The following is a 15,904-nucleotide window of genomic DNA, read 5'->3' as shown; positions in this document are numbered from 1 at the left end:
ATTGAGGAGTCCCCATTTTTCTTCCGCAGGTCTCCGTTTTTCTTTTGGTAGTACCGAGACTGAATCACTTGAAAGGAGTGACTAAATTATGGGATACGCAGCAGGAGCAAGTAGTTCAGCAGCAGTGTTGGTTCTCTTTATTTTGTTGGTTATTATTACTATGACTTTTGCAATATGATTCGCAGTAATAGGTAATATATTAAATTAGGATCCACAGCACGTTGCTGTGGATCTCTTTTTTTGCTTCTCATCGTATACCGCTATGGATGGTTAAATTTAACAAATAAATTTAGAGGATTTACAAGTATACGGACGAAAAACTTTACTGTAAACTAGATTTACGCTCATTTTCCTATCATTTTTGAGGAATACGGACTTATGGAAGTATTTTCACCCTAAATGGCAGCACAAACGCAATTTGCCAAAAAAAATGCAGCTAATACTTAAGTCGTAAATCTTCTGAAAACTCAGCAACTGCTTACGACGTAAGTTTTCTTACGAAAACTCAGTAGCGCTTTCGAAGAAAGTTTTGCTGAGCAAAACTCTAAGGAGGATCACACATGGAAACTGCCACCCATCATCATGTAGAAGCTCTAGCTAGGTTGAAAGCGAATTTGGAATCATGCATTCTTGGCAAGAGCTCTGAGATTGAATTGTTGCTAACTGCGATGCTGGCCGGTGGGCATGTTTTGCTTGAAGATGTGCCAGGTACAGGCAAGACAGTGCTGATTAAAGCGCTTGCTCGATCCATAGATGGTCAATTTCGCCGCATTCAATGTAATCCGGACTTATTACCTTCCGATATAACAGGTGTTTCAATATATCATCCCAAAGAAGAGAAGTTCTTGTTCCGTTCAGGACCGATAATGACGAACATTTTACTTGTCGATGAAATTAATCGGGCAACAACCAAAACACAGTCTGCTTTGCTGGAAGCAATGGAAGAACAACATATCACCGTCGATGGTGATATACACGAGCTTCCTTCCCCATTTATGATGCTTGCGACCCAGAATCCAATTGACTTCGAAGGTACATATATTTTGCCCGAAGCGCAGCTTGACCGATTCATGATGAAGCTTAGTCTAGGTTATCCGAGTGAAGCCGCCGAGAAGCAGATGATTACATCCCAAAGCAAAGTGCATCCGATGGAGGCGCTGCAGGCGATCATGGATACGTCTCAAGTACTAGCCATCCAGGAACAGGTCCGTCATGTCCACTTGGATGAAGCAGTAGCTGATTATTTAGTGACCATTACAAGAAAAACACGTGAACATCAGGCTGTATTCCTCGGAGCTAGTCCAAGAGCAACACTTTCATTAGTTTTAGCTTCCAAATCTTTTGCATTCCTCCATGGAAGAGACTATGTGATTCCTGATGATATTAAATACCTTGCTCCTTACGTTCTTGGTCATCGAATGATTCTTCATTCCGAAGCCCGTATGGACGGAGCGACGGTTTCCTCAGTTCTCGGCGCGATTTTCGAGCAAGTACGCGTGCCGGTTCGATTGGAGAAGTGAGCCTATGAATCGACCGGTATTCAAACGATTCGGGGAAATCCCCCGGTTTCCGGCAGCTCTATGGCTTCTTATTTCTTGTTTCACAGCTAGTTTATTGTTCCTGTTGTTTCAAGGCGGGAAGCTGGCCTCTATGCTTTTTATTATTATCACGTTATTGTCTGCCTATTTACTCTCTGGCAACTGGAGTGGAATTAAACGTGCGCAAGGTACACGCAAGCTTGCGAATGTAGGGCAAGAAACGCAAATAGAAGCTGGGCAATCGTTGCAGATTGGTATTGGCGTGCAGATTCCGGGGTTCTGGCCTATTCCTTATATGATGATTAAAGATCAGCTTATTCGACAGAATGGGGAAGAGACCACGTTCGAAGGCTCCATTGTTCCAGATTGGAAACGTAGAGGCGAATTACTTTACAGTACTCCACCATTAAGAAGAGGGTATTATCGGTTTGGTGAAACGGAGTGTTTAACCGAGGATATTTTTGGCTTCTTTCAGCATAAGGGCCGTTTAGAGCTTCAGCAGCCGATTACTGTGTATCCACAAACGGTTGCTATTCGGGAATGGGCGCAATTTCACCAAATGCTTAAAGGCATGCAGCATCACTCCACAACGACACGAGCACATCGTGAAACGACGCAAATCAATGGTGTCCGTGAATATATTTATGGAGACCGCTTATCACGTATACATTGGAATGCCACTGCGAAGACAGGTACATGGAAATCCAAAGAATTCGAGCGAGAATCCCTTCCCAAGACGATTATATTATTGGATCGGAATGCCCGTGCCTATCGGGACGCTGCCGAATTTGAACTGGCGGTATCTGTTGCAGCTTCCTTATTTCGCTATGGAGCGAGTCGTGACTTAGCACTGGGGTTACTTTCGATTGGGAAGGAATCCACGTATTTTGAACCGAAGCAAAGCCAAAATCATCACAAGCAAATCGTACAGCATTTGGTCGGGGTAGAGGCAGATGGTTACCACTCACTTCACCAAATCATCAAAGAACGCTCGCGGGAATGGCCAGCAGGCTGCTTCTTTGTACTTATTTCTCCGCAAAAGGGCTCAGCGATGATACAGGTAATTCATCACCTGGAACATCTCCAGATGAATCCATGCCATATCTGGGTTCATGCGAAGTCCAACCATGCATTTAAACCGCAAGGGGTGGACATTGAAGGCAATCAGGAGGATTGGATAAAGGCGATTCGCTCACAAGGCTATATGGGTTATGAGGTTAGTCAGTTGACGGACTTGCCTAACCTGTTGGGAGGGGCGAAACGTTATGCCTAACGTACTATGGAAAAGGATTTTACTGACAGATTGGTCACAGCGAGTAACCGCAATTCTTACTGGTATTTTCCTTTATCAATTTGTTATCTGGATCATGAAAGAAGATGGACTTTGGTTGCCTGAAACGGTCGCCTTTGTGACGGGAACGCTCTTAATTGTAGCGGTTACTTACCTTATACCGCATTTACATCGCGGTTGGCGTTCCTTGATTCAATTCGGTTTGATTATATGGCTGCACGGAATTGGTATGAGCTATCATTTTGTTGCGGTAAATGTGACGGCATGGAATGATGCAGTGAAATGGATTGCTCTGAATGCAGGGCAGCTGGAGCCGTACATTTGGTTTAGTTTAACTGCATGGACTACTTATTTGTTTGCGATGTGGTCTGTCCAATCAAGACTGCGTGTATTTGTCCTAATTTTTGTCAGTATCTTATTTTTTGCTATGCGTGATTCCTTTAGTATGATCTTTTTGTGGCCGCAAGTAGCTATGGTCATATTTTGCGGATTCTCACTATTGATGGTGCAGCATTTTAGTCAACTGAAGAGACGGGCTCCGGTCATTTGGGAAACGATTACGGATTACCCGTCAACCCTCATTGTTCCAGTTCTATTGATTGTCGGTGTCACTTTTCTAGTTGGTCTACTAGCGCCAACTGTGAATCCGATATTAACGGATCCTTACACAGCTTGGAAAGTAAGCCGTGGTGAATCTGTCCCTCTACTTGGAAAAGGAGTCAGTATCACATCATCTACGAACGCCGATGCTTCTTCCGGCTATAGTCGGGATGACAGCCGACTTGGCGGCGGTTTTCGTTATGATTACACGCCGGTTATGACTGTTGAAACGAGTAAGAGAACCTATTTCCGAGGCGAAACGAGATCGTTATATAACGGAAAAGGCTGGGAGCTTAGCCCCGTAGAGCGTAAATTGCCAGTCTATCGTGTGAACGGTAATCCGCTGCCGCTAGAACCGCGATTTGATCTGTCACTTTTGAAAACCAAAGAAGTGACACAAACGGTTGTCATGGATAGAGAGGAAGCATTTCCCGTCTTGTTCGGGGGATTCGCCATCCAGAAAATTGTGGAAGTGAATAAAGGTGAGAACCCGTTTCAACGTCTGATATGGTCTCCACGTCAATCTGAGCTTCGCTATATAGGAAGAAATAATTACCCTAAAGATTATACAATTGTTACCCAGGAGCCTATACTGGAAGAAGCGTTATTGCGAGAAGTCAAATCAGACTATACCAATCAACTGGAATGGGCGGAGTATCTACAAGTGCCTGCCGACCTTCCTGAACGAGTGAAGCAGCTGGCTGTTGAGATTACTAAAGCAGCGACGAATCCTTATGACAAGGCGAAGTCTATCGAGAAGTATTTATCAGATCATTTTCCGTATACGAATACGCCAGATGAAAGTAAGGGCAAGAGCAAAGATTTCGTAGACCGCTTCTTATTTGAAGTGAAGCAAGGGTATTGTGATTATTACTCATCAGCTATGGCTGTACTCACCCGTTCTATTGGGCTTCCAACTCGTTGGGTGAAAGGTTATTCTTCGGGCACTTCGCCGATTCCTGCGGAAATTAGGGATTTAGGCATTTTGAGTCAACTGGGTGCTGAAATCGATGCGGATGGAGCAGGTACCTATACCGTTAGAAATTCAGACGCTCACTCGTGGGTTGAAGTGTATTTTGAAGGCTTTGGCTGGATACCTTTTGAACCGACCTCAGGCTTCAAACTGCCGAATGTGTTCCCAGAGCAAACACCTCCACCCGTTGATCTTTCAACGGAAAGTGATCCTGTTACTTTGCCAGAAGAAACAAAAGAGGCTCCGAGTCTTACATGGTTGTGGTTGACATTAAGCGGTGTAGCAGCTGCCGCTGGTATTGCAGTTGTTGTATTCTTTATCTTGAAAAGCGACAATTGGAGAGCATGGCGAACCCGCATGAAGAAAAGGCAAGCCGTTAATTTTAATCAAAAAATTATCGTTGAATTCGAAAAACTGCTGCGGCTAAGCCGTCGTAAGGGCTACACGAGACATGAGTACGAAACCATGCGAGAAGCGACGACAAGATGGTCGAACCAAAGTAAGTGGATGAAAAAGGAGCTGGAAACGGTGCTCGAACTGTTTGAACGCGCGAAGTACAGTCAGGAGAATTCCACTGAAGTCGACTACCAAACCGTTAGTCAATCTATAATTCGATTAAAAGAACAAATGAAATAGGACAATGAAGCCACTCACCTTTCGAGGGGGTGGTTTTCCTATGAGAGGAGATTATTATTTATGGCTTTTATCGACTGTCATTTTTATTCAGATTCCCTTGGTGTTTCAGCATCCATGTACGTCATTTTGCCGCAAGCTGCTCAAAATCAAATCGGGTTAGCATCCGCGGTTTATGGGGTTAAGCATCCTACGCTATATCTACTGCATGGCTTATCTGATGATCATACGATTTGGATGCGAAGAACCTCGATTGAACGGTATGCTTCGAAGTTAGGGATTGCGGTAGTCATGCCTGCTGTCAATCGAAGCTTTTACACTGACATGGCATCGGGGCCGAAATACTGGACGTTTATTAGTGAAGAATTACCTGCTTTAGCACGATCATTTTTCCCTCTAGCTGAGGATAGAGAATTGAATTATGTGGCAGGCCTGTCCATGGGTGGCTATGGCGCGATGAAACTGGCACTTTCACATCCAGATCGGTTTGCAGCAGCGGCAAGCTTATCAGGGGCATTAGATATATCGGACAGAGCATTGAATTTTCCTGACGATTTCAAACTGATTTATGATGATGTGTCCAAGATTAAAGGGAGCGGGAATGATTTGTTTTATTTGGCTGACCAGCTGTCAGGCTCGACTAGACAATCCCCTATGCTCTATCAATGCTGCGGTACGGAAGACTTCCTTTATGAAGATAATATTCGATTCCGAGATTATTGCCGCGAATTGGGCATGGATCTGACCTATGAAGAAGAGCCAGGCGAACATGAGTGGGGCTATTGGGATCGTAAAATTCAAAACGTATTGAACTGGTTGCCGCTTCCGGCCCGTCCCTAGTGGGAAAATATGTTCTTTTCTTTTTGCAACAAGTGGATCACTATGGTATAGTCACGTATATAATATAGGGATCTTTGGACGAAAGTTCAAAGTCTCTCTGCTTTTCGAGAAAGCAGTTGGAGGTAATTTGTTTGCTGAATAAGCTAGTGCCCAGACAATCTGTACATACGATCTATGATATTGATGCCAATCACCTATGGGGATTTGGTGTTCGTGGTATTATAACAGATCTCGATAATACACTCGTAGGCGCACGAGATCCGCATGCGACTCCGGAGTTAATAGAGTGGTTGAATCGTTTGCAAAAAATGGGCTTCAAGGTCGTCATCGTGTCCAATAATAATCATGGACGGGTTTCAGCCTTTGCGGAGCCGCTTGGCATTCCTTTCATTCACCGAGCAAAGAAACCAACGAACGTTTCATTCCACAGAGCCATGAAGCTGCTTGGTACGAATGCCAGACAAACAGCTGTCATTGGTGATCAAATGTTAACAGACGTGCTTGGTGGCAATCGGATGGGGCTATACACGATCCTAGTTCAACCCATTTCAATTAAGGATGAGGGTTTTTTCACGAAAATCAATCGCTGTATTGAGAAATGGGCTTTAGCGAGGATGAAGAAATAGGAGGATTCATGAGTACAGAAACGATTAATCATTGTGCGGGTTGCGGCGTATTGCTGCAAACGGAAGAAAAGGGTAAGCTGGGCTTTATCCCAGCTGAAGCGATGCAGAAGGAACCGGTTATTTGTCAACGCTGCTATCGCATTAAGCATTATAATGAATCTTCGAGTATCACACTGCAGCAGGACGACTTCCTTAAATTACTAGGACATGTCGGCCAAACGAAAGCTCTGGTTGTGAAAATCGTAGATATTTTTGACTTTGAAGGCAGTATGATTAGCGGTCTTGCACGCTTTGTAGGTACGAATCCTGTTCTGTTAGTCGTAAACAAGATCGATTTGCTGCCAAAAGTGACGAACGCAAACAAAATCATTAACTGGGTACAGCGTAGAGCCAAAGAGGAGAACCTCAAGGTTGTTGATATCATCCTTTGCAGTGCGAAGAAAAACATTGGTTTCGATCGTGTTATTACAGCTGTGCAGGAATATCGCGGCAACATGGATGTCTATGTGGTCGGTGCAACGAATGTCGGTAAATCGACGCTCATTAACCGCTTAATCAGTGATTATAGTGATCTAGAGTCGGAGCTTACGACGTCACAGTACCCGGGTACGACGCTGGATCTGGTCAAAATCCCATTGGATGATGGTCGGTTTATTGTGGATACACCAGGAATCGTGCACACTCATCGATTAACTGAAGTTGTGAAAAAGCGTGATTTAACTAGAATCATGCCTGACAAACCGCTTAAGCCGATGGTGTTTCAATTAAATGAAGCGCAAACGTTATTTTTTGGCGCCTTAGCTCGATTTGATTTTATTAGTGGTGATCATCAATCGTTCACTTGCTACACGTCCAACGCCATTCAAATTCATCGTACAAAGCTAGAAAAGGCTGATGATTTGTATGAAGAACATAAAGGTGTCATGCTTGCTCCACCTAATCTAGCGGACTTGGACGAGCTGCCTAAGCTTGTGAAGCATCCGCTGCACATTCCGAAGGGGAAACAGATGGATGTGTTGATCTCTGGTTTAGGCTGGATTAAAGTGAACAGCTTAGCTGGAGCACAGCTTGCCGTTCATGCGCCGAAGGGGATTAAGGTTATCACGCGTGAGTCGTTGATTTAGGGGGACAAGAGGAGAACATGGAGAAACTGATGACGACGATTGACAGTCATACCATTCTATACGGGGTTTTTGGAGATCCGATACGGCATTCCCGTTCCCCGATTATGTTGAATCGGGCTTTTCAAGAAGCAGGTATTAATGCAGTTTACGCTGCTTTCCACGTTCGTCCTGATGAACTTGGCGATGCTGTTCGCGGGATACGGGCATTAGGATATCGAGGTATCAACGTAACGATTCCGCATAAAGTGGAAGTTATGCAGTACTTAGATGAAATCGATGAAGGGGCTCGCATCGTTGGGGCGGTGAATACCATCGTTAATGAAGCTGGCAAGCTTATCGGTTACAATACGGACGGTATTGGTTATGTGCGGTCGCTCAAGGAAGAAACGGGTATTGAACTGAAAGGGAAAAGTGTTCTTCTCCTTGGGGCTGGTGGAGCTGCGAGAGGCGTTGCCTATGCGCTTGCCAAAGAGGGAGCAGGCCGTATCTACATCGCGAATCGTACCAAAGAACGCGCCTTGGAGCTTGCCGACACGATTAGTAGCTACACCGAAGCAATTGGACTTGGCATGGATGAGCTAGGACATGTTGTCGATGAGGTCCAGTTCGTTCTGAATACAACTTCGGCCGGCATGCATCCACATGTTGAAGAACTTCCGTTACCGCTTGAACTCCTACGTTCGCATCATCTGGTTAGTGATCTCATTTATAATCCGCGAATTACAAGATTTCTTCGTGAAGCGGAAGCAAGAGGAGCCCGCATACATGGCGGACTCGGTATGTTTATTTATCAAGGTGCTTTTGCCTTTGAATATTGGACTGGCACCCCTGCGCCCGTTGCGGCGATGAGACAGGTGGTAGAACAGTCGTTAGCTGAATAAGAATGAATAGAGGGACATCCATGTTAACAGGCAAACAGAAACGTTATTTGCGCTCAATGGCGCACCATTTAGATCCAATCTTCCAAGTAGGTAAAGGCGGCGTGAACGATCATTTAATACGTCACATTCAAGAAGCTTTGGAAGTTCGTGAACTGATTAAAATTACTGTACTCAACAACAGTGGAGAAGACCGCGACGAGGTCGGCACTGAATTATCCGAAAAGTCTGGCGCAGAGCTCGTGCAGGTTATCGGTAAAATCGTCGTGCTTTACAAAGAATCGCGTGACAAGAAGAAGATTGAACTGCCGCGCTAAAGAGGTGGAAGTATGCTTGTCGGAATAATGGGTGGCACCTTCGATCCTATCCATAGCGGTCATTTGATCGCGGCGGAGAGAGCGAGGGTGGAAGCAGATCTCGCCGAAGTGTGGTTGATGCCGGCAAATGTGCCGCCGCATAAGCCAAATGCGCCAAAAGCGACGACGGAGCAGCGCTGGGAGATGGTTTGCCTTGCAGCGGAAGGCAATCCTTTTTTTCGTCCAGTTGATATCGAAATCACCAAGGGCGGCGTATCTTATAGTATCGATACGATTGAGCTGCTATGCAAAGAATATCCAGGTACGGAATTTGCTTATATTGTAGGTGCTGATATGGTTCAATATTTGCCGCAGTGGCATCGCATTGATGACATCGTGCGGCATATTCGTTTTATTGGATTAGCTCGACCTGGCTATGAACTTGACTTAACGCATATGCCTATTAACATTCGTAATCGAGTTACGATTGTACCCATGCCGCTTGTTGAAATTTCGTCAACAGCTATTCGTAATGAAAGGCAAAGAAACGGTTCAGTCCGTTACCTTGTCCCAGACTCGGTGAATAGTTACATGGAGGTGAACCGGTTGTATGAATCGTGAAGAACTGATATCGGCGGTAAAGGAACAAATGCCTGAACGCCGCTGGCTGCATACACTCGGTGTCATGGAAACTAGCGTTACTTTAGCTAAACGCTTTGGTGGAGACCCAGTCAAAGCCGACCTTGCGGCCATTTTGCACGATTATTGCAAGTATTGGCCCGTTCAGGAGCAAGCTAAGATTATCCGCGAGAATGGATTGCCCCAAGACTTACTGGACTATGATAAGGAGCTGTGGCACTCCCATGCTGGAGCTTATATCGCTAAGGAGCAATTTGGCATCCATGATGAGGAGATACTAGATGCAATTCGGTATCACACCTCCGGTCGTGTTCAGATGACATTAATGGACAAAATCGTATGCTTAGCGGATTATATGGAGCCTGGACGTGATTTTCCAAGTGTTGATCTCATTCGCGAACTCGCTGAGCGAAGCCTAGAGAAGGCGCTAGTCGCCGGTTTTGATTCTACGATTAGCTTTTTAATTACCAAAGGCAAACGGATTTATCCGCTTACTATTTTGACTCGGAACGATTTGATTACACAAATAAACACATGAACCTTGGAGGATGATTGAATGAGTAAAAACCCAGAAGAAGTTTTGGCTTTTGTTGTTGAGGCTGCTGAAGATAAAAAAGCGGCAGATGTTGTAACCCTGAACTTGAAAGGCGTATCCCTAATCGCCGACTATTTCGTTATTTGTCACGGGAATTCAGAAACGCAAGTGCAAGCAATTGCCGGCGAAGCTAGAAAAAAAGCACATGAGCATGGCGTTAATATCAGAGGCTACGAAGGTATTGATACAGCAAGATGGGTTCTGCTTGATCTAGGGGATGTTGTTCTTCATGTCTTCCACCGCGATGATCGTGAATATTATAATATCGAAAGACTTTGGTCCGATGCCAAAGTTGTGGAGCGCGTATGAGAATGGAAGCAGGATCCCTTGTTACCCTAGAGGTAGCGAGGGAGGTTCCTCCTAACGGTTATTTCCTTACTGACGGCCAGCAGGATGTTCTTCTGCCTTATGCAGAAATCGTAGGTAAAATACAACCTGGAGAGCATGTTGAAGCTTTCTTGTTCCACGATACGCAGGATCGATTGATGGCTACAATGAAGCGTCCGCTTCTTCTCATGGGCGAAGTAGGACTTCTGGAAGTTGTAGATATACACCCTAGATTTGGATATTTTCTGGAAATGGGACTGGGTCGCAACTTATTACTTCCTTACCGACATGTACCAGAGCTCGAGGAGCTGCGACCTCAAGTTGGAGATAAGGTATTTGCCACATTAGCTCACGATCGGCAAGGACGTTTAATCGCTAAGCTGGCTCTGGAAGAGGACCTAGCTCCTCTTTGCGTTCGTGCACCCTCGAGTTGGAGTAATCAGTGGGTCAAAGCACGTGTTTACAGACCGCTGCAAATTGGTACCTTTGTTATTTGTGAAGCCGGAGTTCTTGGCTATGGTGTTATTGGACTTATTGCTGCTCCGGAACGAACTCGCTTGCTGCGTGTAGGTGAGTTAATTGAAGTACGGGTCGCATTCGTTCGTGAAGAGGACGGACGGGTCAATCTGTCGATGCGGCTCCCGAAGGAAAAAGGGCGCGATGAAGATGCAGAGGCCATTTTGAGTGTCCTCCAAGAACGACCAGGGAATGCGATGCCATTTTCGGATAAAACGTCAGCAGATGTCATCAAGGATCGGTTTGGCCTAAGCAAAGCAGCTTTCAAACGCGCATTAGGCAAGCTTATGAAGGACGGGCTCATTTATCAGGAAGATGATTGGACCTATCTGAAGCAAGAGGAGACTCAAGGCTAACATGAGTTACGAAAAATTCGCGTACACCTATGATCGCTTGATGAATAGCATGCCATATGAAGATTGGCTTCGTTTCGTTAAAGAAAGCTTCGATCGATTTGGCATGAAACCATCTACGATTGTTGATCTGGGCTGTGGTACTGGGAATTTAACGATTCCTTTAGCCGTGGAAGGTTACCAGCTGACGGGTATTGATTTATCTGAAGACATGCTAGCAGTCGCTGAGCAAAAAACGGGAAAGTACAAAAGTCAACTGCGCGGCGGCGCCATTCATTGGGTACAACAGGATCTGCGTGAATGGGACCTCGGTGAACAAGTGGATGTGGCGCTTTCGATCTGTGATAGTCTCAACTATTTGCTAGAGGAAGAAGATATCGTTGATGCTTTTCGTCAAACCTTCAAGGGGCTTAAGCCTGGCGGTCTTTTTCTCTTCGATGTGCATACTCCTGAGCAGTTGTTCGCTTATGCAGACTCTCAGCCCTTTTTCCTGAATGAAGACGATGTTGCTTACATATGGACAAGCGAGTTGGATGATGAAAGAGTGCAGATTGAGCACGAGTTGACCATATTTGTCAAAGATAGCGGAAAGGATACTTTCCGACGCATCGATGAAACTCATCTGCAAAGGGCATATTCTTTACAATGGCTTAAGGAAATGCTGCTTGCAGTCGGTTTCACTGAGGTGCATATGGCTGCAGACTTTACTTGGGAGCAACCTACCTCTATGACGGAGCGAGCTTTCTTTATTGCAAAGAAATAACGGCAGTGAGGTTCTTTGCGGCTTGACAGTGCAGCATTATTTTACATATAATCAAAGCTAATTAGATGATTAAAGCTTAGAAGAGGAATAGTAACTTGTACAGCATCTTTCAGAGAGCCGGATGTAGGGTGGAAGCCGGTAGATGTCAGTCTTGTGAACTCGCCTTGGAGCTAGAAGGTGAATCACCATGGAAACCGGAGAGACTTTGAGCTACGCTCAAATATCCCTATATATGGTGCTAGCTGGATCGTCTCACCCGCGTTAAGGGGCAGAGTGAACACAGGCAAAGAATGTCTTGTGTTAACTAGGGTGGTACCACGGGAATCTAACCTCTCGTCCCTAGCGATATCCGCTAGCGATGAGGGGTTTTTTGGCGCTTACAGCGCTTTGAATCATGATGAGGATGGCTGTATACAGGGAGGATTTTGCACATGACACAGGAAACTAAAGAAACCAAAGAAACAAAAGAGCAGCAAGGCTATAATCCACAAGCCATTGAGCCGAAATGGCAGGCTTATTGGGATGAGAAGAAAACGTTTAAGGTGCTTGAGAATTCGGATAAGCCGAAGTTTTATGCGCTGGATATGTTCCCGTACCCATCTGGAGCTGGTCTGCATGTAGGACATCCGGAAGGCTATACTGCAACTGATATCGTTTCACGTTTCAAACGGATGAGAGGCTTTAACGTTCTTCATCCGATGGGATGGGACGCTTTCGGACTTCCTGCTGAACAGTACGCACTGGATACGGGAAATGATCCGCGAGAATTCACTAAGAAGAATATTGATACATTCCGTCGTCAAATTAAATCACTAGGCTTCTCGTACGATTGGGATCGTGAAATCAGTACAACAGATCCTGAGTATTACAAATGGACACAATGGATTTTCATCCAGCTGTACAATAAAGGGCTCGCTTATGTGGATGAAGTGCCCGTAAACTGGTGTCCAGCGCTGGGAACAGTACTAGCTAATGAAGAAGTAATTGATGGTCTGAGCGAGCGCGGTAACCATCCCGTTATTCGTAAGCCGATGCGTCAATGGATTCTGAAAATTACCGAGTACGCTGAACGTCTACTTGAAGATCTTGAGGAGCTGGATTGGTCCGAAAGCATCAAAGATATGCAGCGCAACTGGATTGGTAAATCAACAGGGGCAGAAGTCCAATTTACCATTGATGGACACGATGAGAAGAGTCTGACGGTTTTCACTACTCGTCCAGATACATTGTTTGGCGCTACGTACTGCGTTCTGGCACCTGAGCATGAGCTTGTAGAGCAAATTACAACGAAAAATCAAGCTGCTGCCATCAAGGAATACCAAGAAAAGGCTTCCCGCAAAAGCGATCTCGAGCGTACGGATCTGGCAAAAGACAAGACAGGTGTTTTCACAGGGGCGTATGCTGTCAATCCGGTTAATGGCGTGAAAGTGCCAATTTGGATTGCTGACTACGTGCTTGGCGGTTACGGTACGGGTGCAATCATGGCTGTTCCAGGACACGATCAACGTGACTGGGAGTTTGCTAAACAGTTTGATTTGCCGATTATCGAAGTCGTGCAAGGTGGAGATGTTGAGAAGGAAGCTTACGCAGGGGATGGCGAACACGTCAATTCCGGTCCTATTAATGGCATGAACATCGAACAAGGGATCAGCCATATGATCGCTTGGCTTACGGAGAATGGCAAGGGCCGCGGCAAAGTAACGTACCGTTTGAGAGATTGGCTCTTCAGCCGTCAAAGATATTGGGGAGAGCCGATTCCAATTCTTCATCTTGAAGATGGCACGATGAAGCCTGTTCCCGTGGATCAACTGCCACTCTTGCTTCCACAAGTCGATGAAATTAAACCATCAGGTACAGGTGAATCACCACTTGCGAACGTATCCGAATGGGTAAACACGATTGATCCGGAAACCGGCATGAAAGCTCGCCGTGAAACGAATACCATGCCACAATGGGCAGGTAGTTGCTGGTACTATCTACGTTTTATCGATCCGCGTAATGATAAAGAGTTTTGTTCGCATGAGCTTCAGCAGCAATGGCTGCCAGTAGATCTTTACATCGGTGGAGCGGAACATGCTGTTCTTCACTTGCTGTATGCGCGTTTCTGGCATAAGGTGCTTTATGATCTTGGTTTTGTTCATACCAAAGAGCCTTTCCATAAGCTTGTAAACCAAGGGATGATTCTTGGCGAGAACATGGAGAAAATGAGTAAATCTCGCGGTAACGTTGTAAATCCGGATGATATCGTTAGCGATCAAGGGGCCGACACACTGCGTATTTACGAAATGTTCATGGGACCACTTGAAGCGACCAAACCTTGGAATACAACGGGTGTGGATGGAATCTATCGTTACTTGAATCGTGTGTGGAGGCTGTTTGTTGACGAGAATGGTCAAATAAATACTAAAATCAGCGCCGACGAAACATTGGGCAGTGATGCGTTTAAACGTACTTGGCACCGGACGATCAAAAAAATAACCGAGGATTTCGAAGCCCTTAGGTTTAATACAGCGATCAGTCAAATGATGATTTTCGTTAACGAAGCCTATAAAACAGAGCGTTTACCGCTTGAAGCGATGAAAAATTTCGTTCAGATGTTATCTCCAATTGCGCCGCATTTGGCTGAAGAACTTTGGGAGAAGCTCGGCGGAACAGAATCAATTACCTATCAGCCGTGGCCAACCTACGATGAAGCGTGGACAGTCGACAACGAAATTGAGATTGTTGTACAGGTCAATGGTAAAATTGTTGATCGTGTGCTGATTTCCAAGGATACAGATGAAGCAGCGATGGAGAAAATCGCATTTGACCTCGATAAAGTCAAAGAAGCGACCGCCGGAAAGGCCGTTCGCAAATTGATTGTTGTAAAAGGTAAATTAGTAAATATTGTCGTAGGATAGCAAGGGAAGTTGGCAATTTGGGAAGGCTACTGCTTCTAAGTAAACAGCAGCTCTGCCTTCTCAATGTCTTCTTCATATTTGGCATGTGTAGCACAAATGACCCGTGAGAATATTCCCGCAAGCTCGTCGTCCAAAATACGTAATCCTTCCGCTGTTATTCCGCCGGGAACAGATACGCGTTTTTGCAGGGTAGCAGGGTTGAATCCTCCGGTCGTAAGCAGCTTTCCTGTGCCTAGCGTCATTTCACTTGCAAGTAAGGTAGCTTCCTCAATTGAAATACCAGTTGCCTCAACAGCTGCATCAATAAAAGATTGCAGGAATTTGGCTAAAAAAGCGGGACCGCAGCTGGATATGTCGGAAGAGATCCGCGTATAATTTTCGGATACACGAATTGGTGAGGAAATATGCGCAAATAGGTTCTCAAGCCATTCTTTGTCCTCAGGCTGCATTCGATTCCCATGAATACATAGTGTAGCACCACTTAACACGTAGTTCGTGATACTTGGAATAATTTTACTGATTTTAGCCGGCAGAAGACCTTCCAAATGTTTGAGCAGGACAGGGCTTGTAATGGACACGATGAGTTGAGAGGGAAGCACGTCCTCTTTGATTTCATCAATAACATTCTTAAATTCAGACGGCTTCACACATAGAAAGATGAGATCGCTCCCCAGTACGACTTCTCTATTCGACCCGGCAACATGAAGTCCAGGATATGTCTCCGCTAGCAGCTCAACTTTACGAATTGTTCGATTTCCCGCAATAATTTGCTCCGGATTGAAAGCTCCAGAATGAATGAATGCTTCAATCAGAATACTTCCCATACTCCCAGTACCGATGAATCCTGCTTTCATCCAGTAATCCCTCCCGAAAAAATCAGTCACTTTCTTTCATAGTTTATTGAACGGGGTCAGTTATAAATGCCATTCAGATGCTTTTTCATGTATATGTTCATATGTCAGCAATTATGTTTGGAAAGCTTATTCTAAAGCTAAGGCTTACGAAGTTAGTT

15 protein-coding genes and 1 other annotated feature are annotated in these 15,904 nt (G+C 45.2%); of the genes, 14 read left to right on the top strand and 1 reads right to left on the bottom strand.

The window, feature by feature from the left end; translation table 11 throughout:
* The first annotated feature begins 560 nt into the window (after positions 1–560).
* The 14 genes from GC102_RS05760 (at position 561) to leuS (ending at position 14,892) form a co-directional block, all read left to right on the top strand.
* On the top strand, positions 561–1,520 hold the full coding sequence (locus tag GC102_RS05760) for an AAA family ATPase (protein ID WP_171643682.1): 960 nt from the start codon (positions 561–563) through the stop codon (positions 1,518–1,520).
* 4 nt (positions 1,521–1,524) lie between these two features.
* Positions 1,525–2,811: a DUF58 domain-containing protein gene (locus GC102_RS05755; protein ID WP_171688552.1), complete on the top strand. Its 1,287-nt coding sequence runs from the start codon at positions 1,525–1,527 to the stop codon at positions 2,809–2,811.
* Positions 2,804–5,038 carry a transglutaminase TgpA family protein gene (locus GC102_RS05750; protein ID WP_171688551.1) on the top strand — a complete coding sequence of 745 codons (2,235 nt, stop codon included), beginning with the start codon at positions 2,804–2,806 and terminating at the stop codon, positions 5,036–5,038. Before GC102_RS05755 ends, GC102_RS05750 begins: the two co-directional genes overlap by 8 nt.
* A 60-nt stretch (positions 5,039–5,098) precedes the next feature.
* The gene (locus GC102_RS05745; RefSeq protein WP_171688550.1) at positions 5,099–5,875 is read left to right on the top strand and encodes an alpha/beta hydrolase; all 777 of its coding nucleotides are present in this window, start codon (positions 5,099–5,101) and stop codon (positions 5,873–5,875) included.
* A gap of 131 nt (positions 5,876–6,006) precedes the next feature.
* Complete coding sequence (locus GC102_RS05740) at positions 6,007–6,501, top strand: YqeG family HAD IIIA-type phosphatase (protein WP_171688549.1); 495 nt, start codon at positions 6,007–6,009, stop codon at positions 6,499–6,501.
* Between the two features lie 8 nt (positions 6,502–6,509).
* Positions 6,510–7,625, top strand: coding sequence for a ribosome biogenesis GTPase YqeH (yqeH, locus tag GC102_RS05735; protein WP_171643687.1), 1,116 nt, complete (start codon positions 6,510–6,512; stop codon positions 7,623–7,625).
* Positions 7,626–7,642: 17 nt separating this feature from the next.
* Positions 7,643–8,506, top strand: coding sequence for a shikimate dehydrogenase (gene aroE, locus GC102_RS05730; protein ID WP_171688548.1), 864 nt, complete (start codon positions 7,643–7,645; stop codon positions 8,504–8,506).
* Between the two features lie 20 nt (positions 8,507–8,526).
* Positions 8,527–8,820, top strand: a complete 294-nt coding sequence (yhbY, locus tag GC102_RS05725) for a ribosome assembly RNA-binding protein YhbY (RefSeq protein ID WP_029193567.1) — start codon at positions 8,527–8,529, stop codon at positions 8,818–8,820.
* Between the two features lie 12 nt (positions 8,821–8,832).
* The gene (locus GC102_RS05720; RefSeq protein ID WP_171688547.1) at positions 8,833–9,420 is read left to right on the top strand and encodes a nicotinate-nucleotide adenylyltransferase; all 588 of its coding nucleotides are present in this window, start codon (positions 8,833–8,835) and stop codon (positions 9,418–9,420) included.
* The gene (gene yqeK, locus GC102_RS05715; protein ID WP_171688546.1) at positions 9,410–9,976 is read left to right on the top strand and encodes a bis(5'-nucleosyl)-tetraphosphatase (symmetrical) YqeK; all 567 of its coding nucleotides are present in this window, start codon (positions 9,410–9,412) and stop codon (positions 9,974–9,976) included. Before GC102_RS05720 ends, yqeK begins: the two co-directional genes overlap by 11 nt.
* Before the next feature lie 18 nt (positions 9,977–9,994).
* Complete coding sequence (gene rsfS / locus GC102_RS05710; protein WP_060645306.1) at positions 9,995–10,342, top strand: ribosome silencing factor; 348 nt, start codon at positions 9,995–9,997, stop codon at positions 10,340–10,342.
* Positions 10,339–11,232, top strand: a complete 894-nt coding sequence (locus GC102_RS05705; protein WP_171688545.1) for a CvfB family protein — start codon at positions 10,339–10,341, stop codon at positions 11,230–11,232. The genes rsfS and GC102_RS05705 overlap by 4 nt, the downstream gene beginning before the upstream one ends.
* 1 nt (position 11,233) lies before the next feature.
* Entirely contained in the window at positions 11,234–11,992 is a 759-nt protein-coding gene (locus GC102_RS05700) for a class I SAM-dependent DNA methyltransferase (RefSeq protein ID WP_171688544.1), read from the top strand.
* Between the two features lie 68 nt (positions 11,993–12,060).
* Positions 12,061–12,336: a binding site (T-box leader), on the top strand.
* Positions 12,337–12,423: 87 nt separating this feature from the next.
* Positions 12,424–14,892 carry a leucine--tRNA ligase gene (gene leuS / locus GC102_RS05695; RefSeq protein WP_171688543.1) on the top strand — a complete coding sequence of 823 codons (2,469 nt, stop codon included), beginning with the start codon at positions 12,424–12,426 and terminating at the stop codon, positions 14,890–14,892.
* A gap of 35 nt (positions 14,893–14,927) precedes the next feature.
* On the opposite strand, the gene comER is transcribed toward leuS, so the two are convergent.
* On the bottom strand, positions 14,928–15,746 hold the full coding sequence (comER, locus tag GC102_RS05690) for a late competence protein ComER (protein WP_171688542.1): 819 nt from the start codon (positions 15,744–15,746) through the stop codon (positions 14,928–14,930).
* Positions 15,747–15,904: the final 158 nt, after the last annotated feature.

Source organism: Paenibacillus germinis, assembly GCF_013141785.1.
Classification (GTDB): domain Bacteria; phylum Bacillota; class Bacilli; order Paenibacillales; family NBRC-103111; genus Paenibacillus_E; species Paenibacillus_E phytorum.
Note: the sequence above shows the minus strand (reverse complement) of the source record. Positions and strands in the feature narration are given on the sequence as shown.

Coding starts and splice junctions, on each gene's coding strand:
- GC102_RS05760 (WP_171643682.1), top strand. CDS start 561: ATGGAAACTGCCACCCATCATCATGTAGAAGCTCTAGCTAGGTTGAAA.
- GC102_RS05755 (WP_171688552.1), top strand. CDS start 1,525: ATGAATCGACCGGTATTCAAACGATTCGGGGAAATCCCCCGGTTTCCG.
- GC102_RS05750 (WP_171688551.1), top strand. CDS start 2,804: ATGCCTAACGTACTATGGAAAAGGATTTTACTGACAGATTGGTCACAG.
- GC102_RS05745 (WP_171688550.1), top strand. CDS start 5,099: ATGGCTTTTATCGACTGTCATTTTTATTCAGATTCCCTTGGTGTTTCA.
- yqeH (WP_171643687.1), top strand. CDS start 6,510: ATGAGTACAGAAACGATTAATCATTGTGCGGGTTGCGGCGTATTGCTG.
- aroE (WP_171688548.1), top strand. CDS start 7,643: ATGGAGAAACTGATGACGACGATTGACAGTCATACCATTCTATACGGG.
- yhbY (WP_029193567.1), top strand. CDS start 8,527: ATGTTAACAGGCAAACAGAAACGTTATTTGCGCTCAATGGCGCACCAT.
- GC102_RS05720 (WP_171688547.1), top strand. CDS start 8,833: ATGCTTGTCGGAATAATGGGTGGCACCTTCGATCCTATCCATAGCGGT.
- yqeK (WP_171688546.1), top strand. CDS start 9,410: ATGAATCGTGAAGAACTGATATCGGCGGTAAAGGAACAAATGCCTGAA.
- rsfS (WP_060645306.1), top strand. CDS start 9,995: ATGAGTAAAAACCCAGAAGAAGTTTTGGCTTTTGTTGTTGAGGCTGCT.
- GC102_RS05705 (WP_171688545.1), top strand. CDS start 10,339: ATGAGAATGGAAGCAGGATCCCTTGTTACCCTAGAGGTAGCGAGGGAG.
- GC102_RS05700 (WP_171688544.1), top strand. CDS start 11,234: ATGAGTTACGAAAAATTCGCGTACACCTATGATCGCTTGATGAATAGC.
- leuS (WP_171688543.1), top strand. CDS start 12,424: ATGACACAGGAAACTAAAGAAACCAAAGAAACAAAAGAGCAGCAAGGC.
- comER (WP_171688542.1), bottom strand. CDS start 15,746: ATGAAAGCAGGATTCATCGGTACTGGGAGTATGGGAAGTATTCTGATT.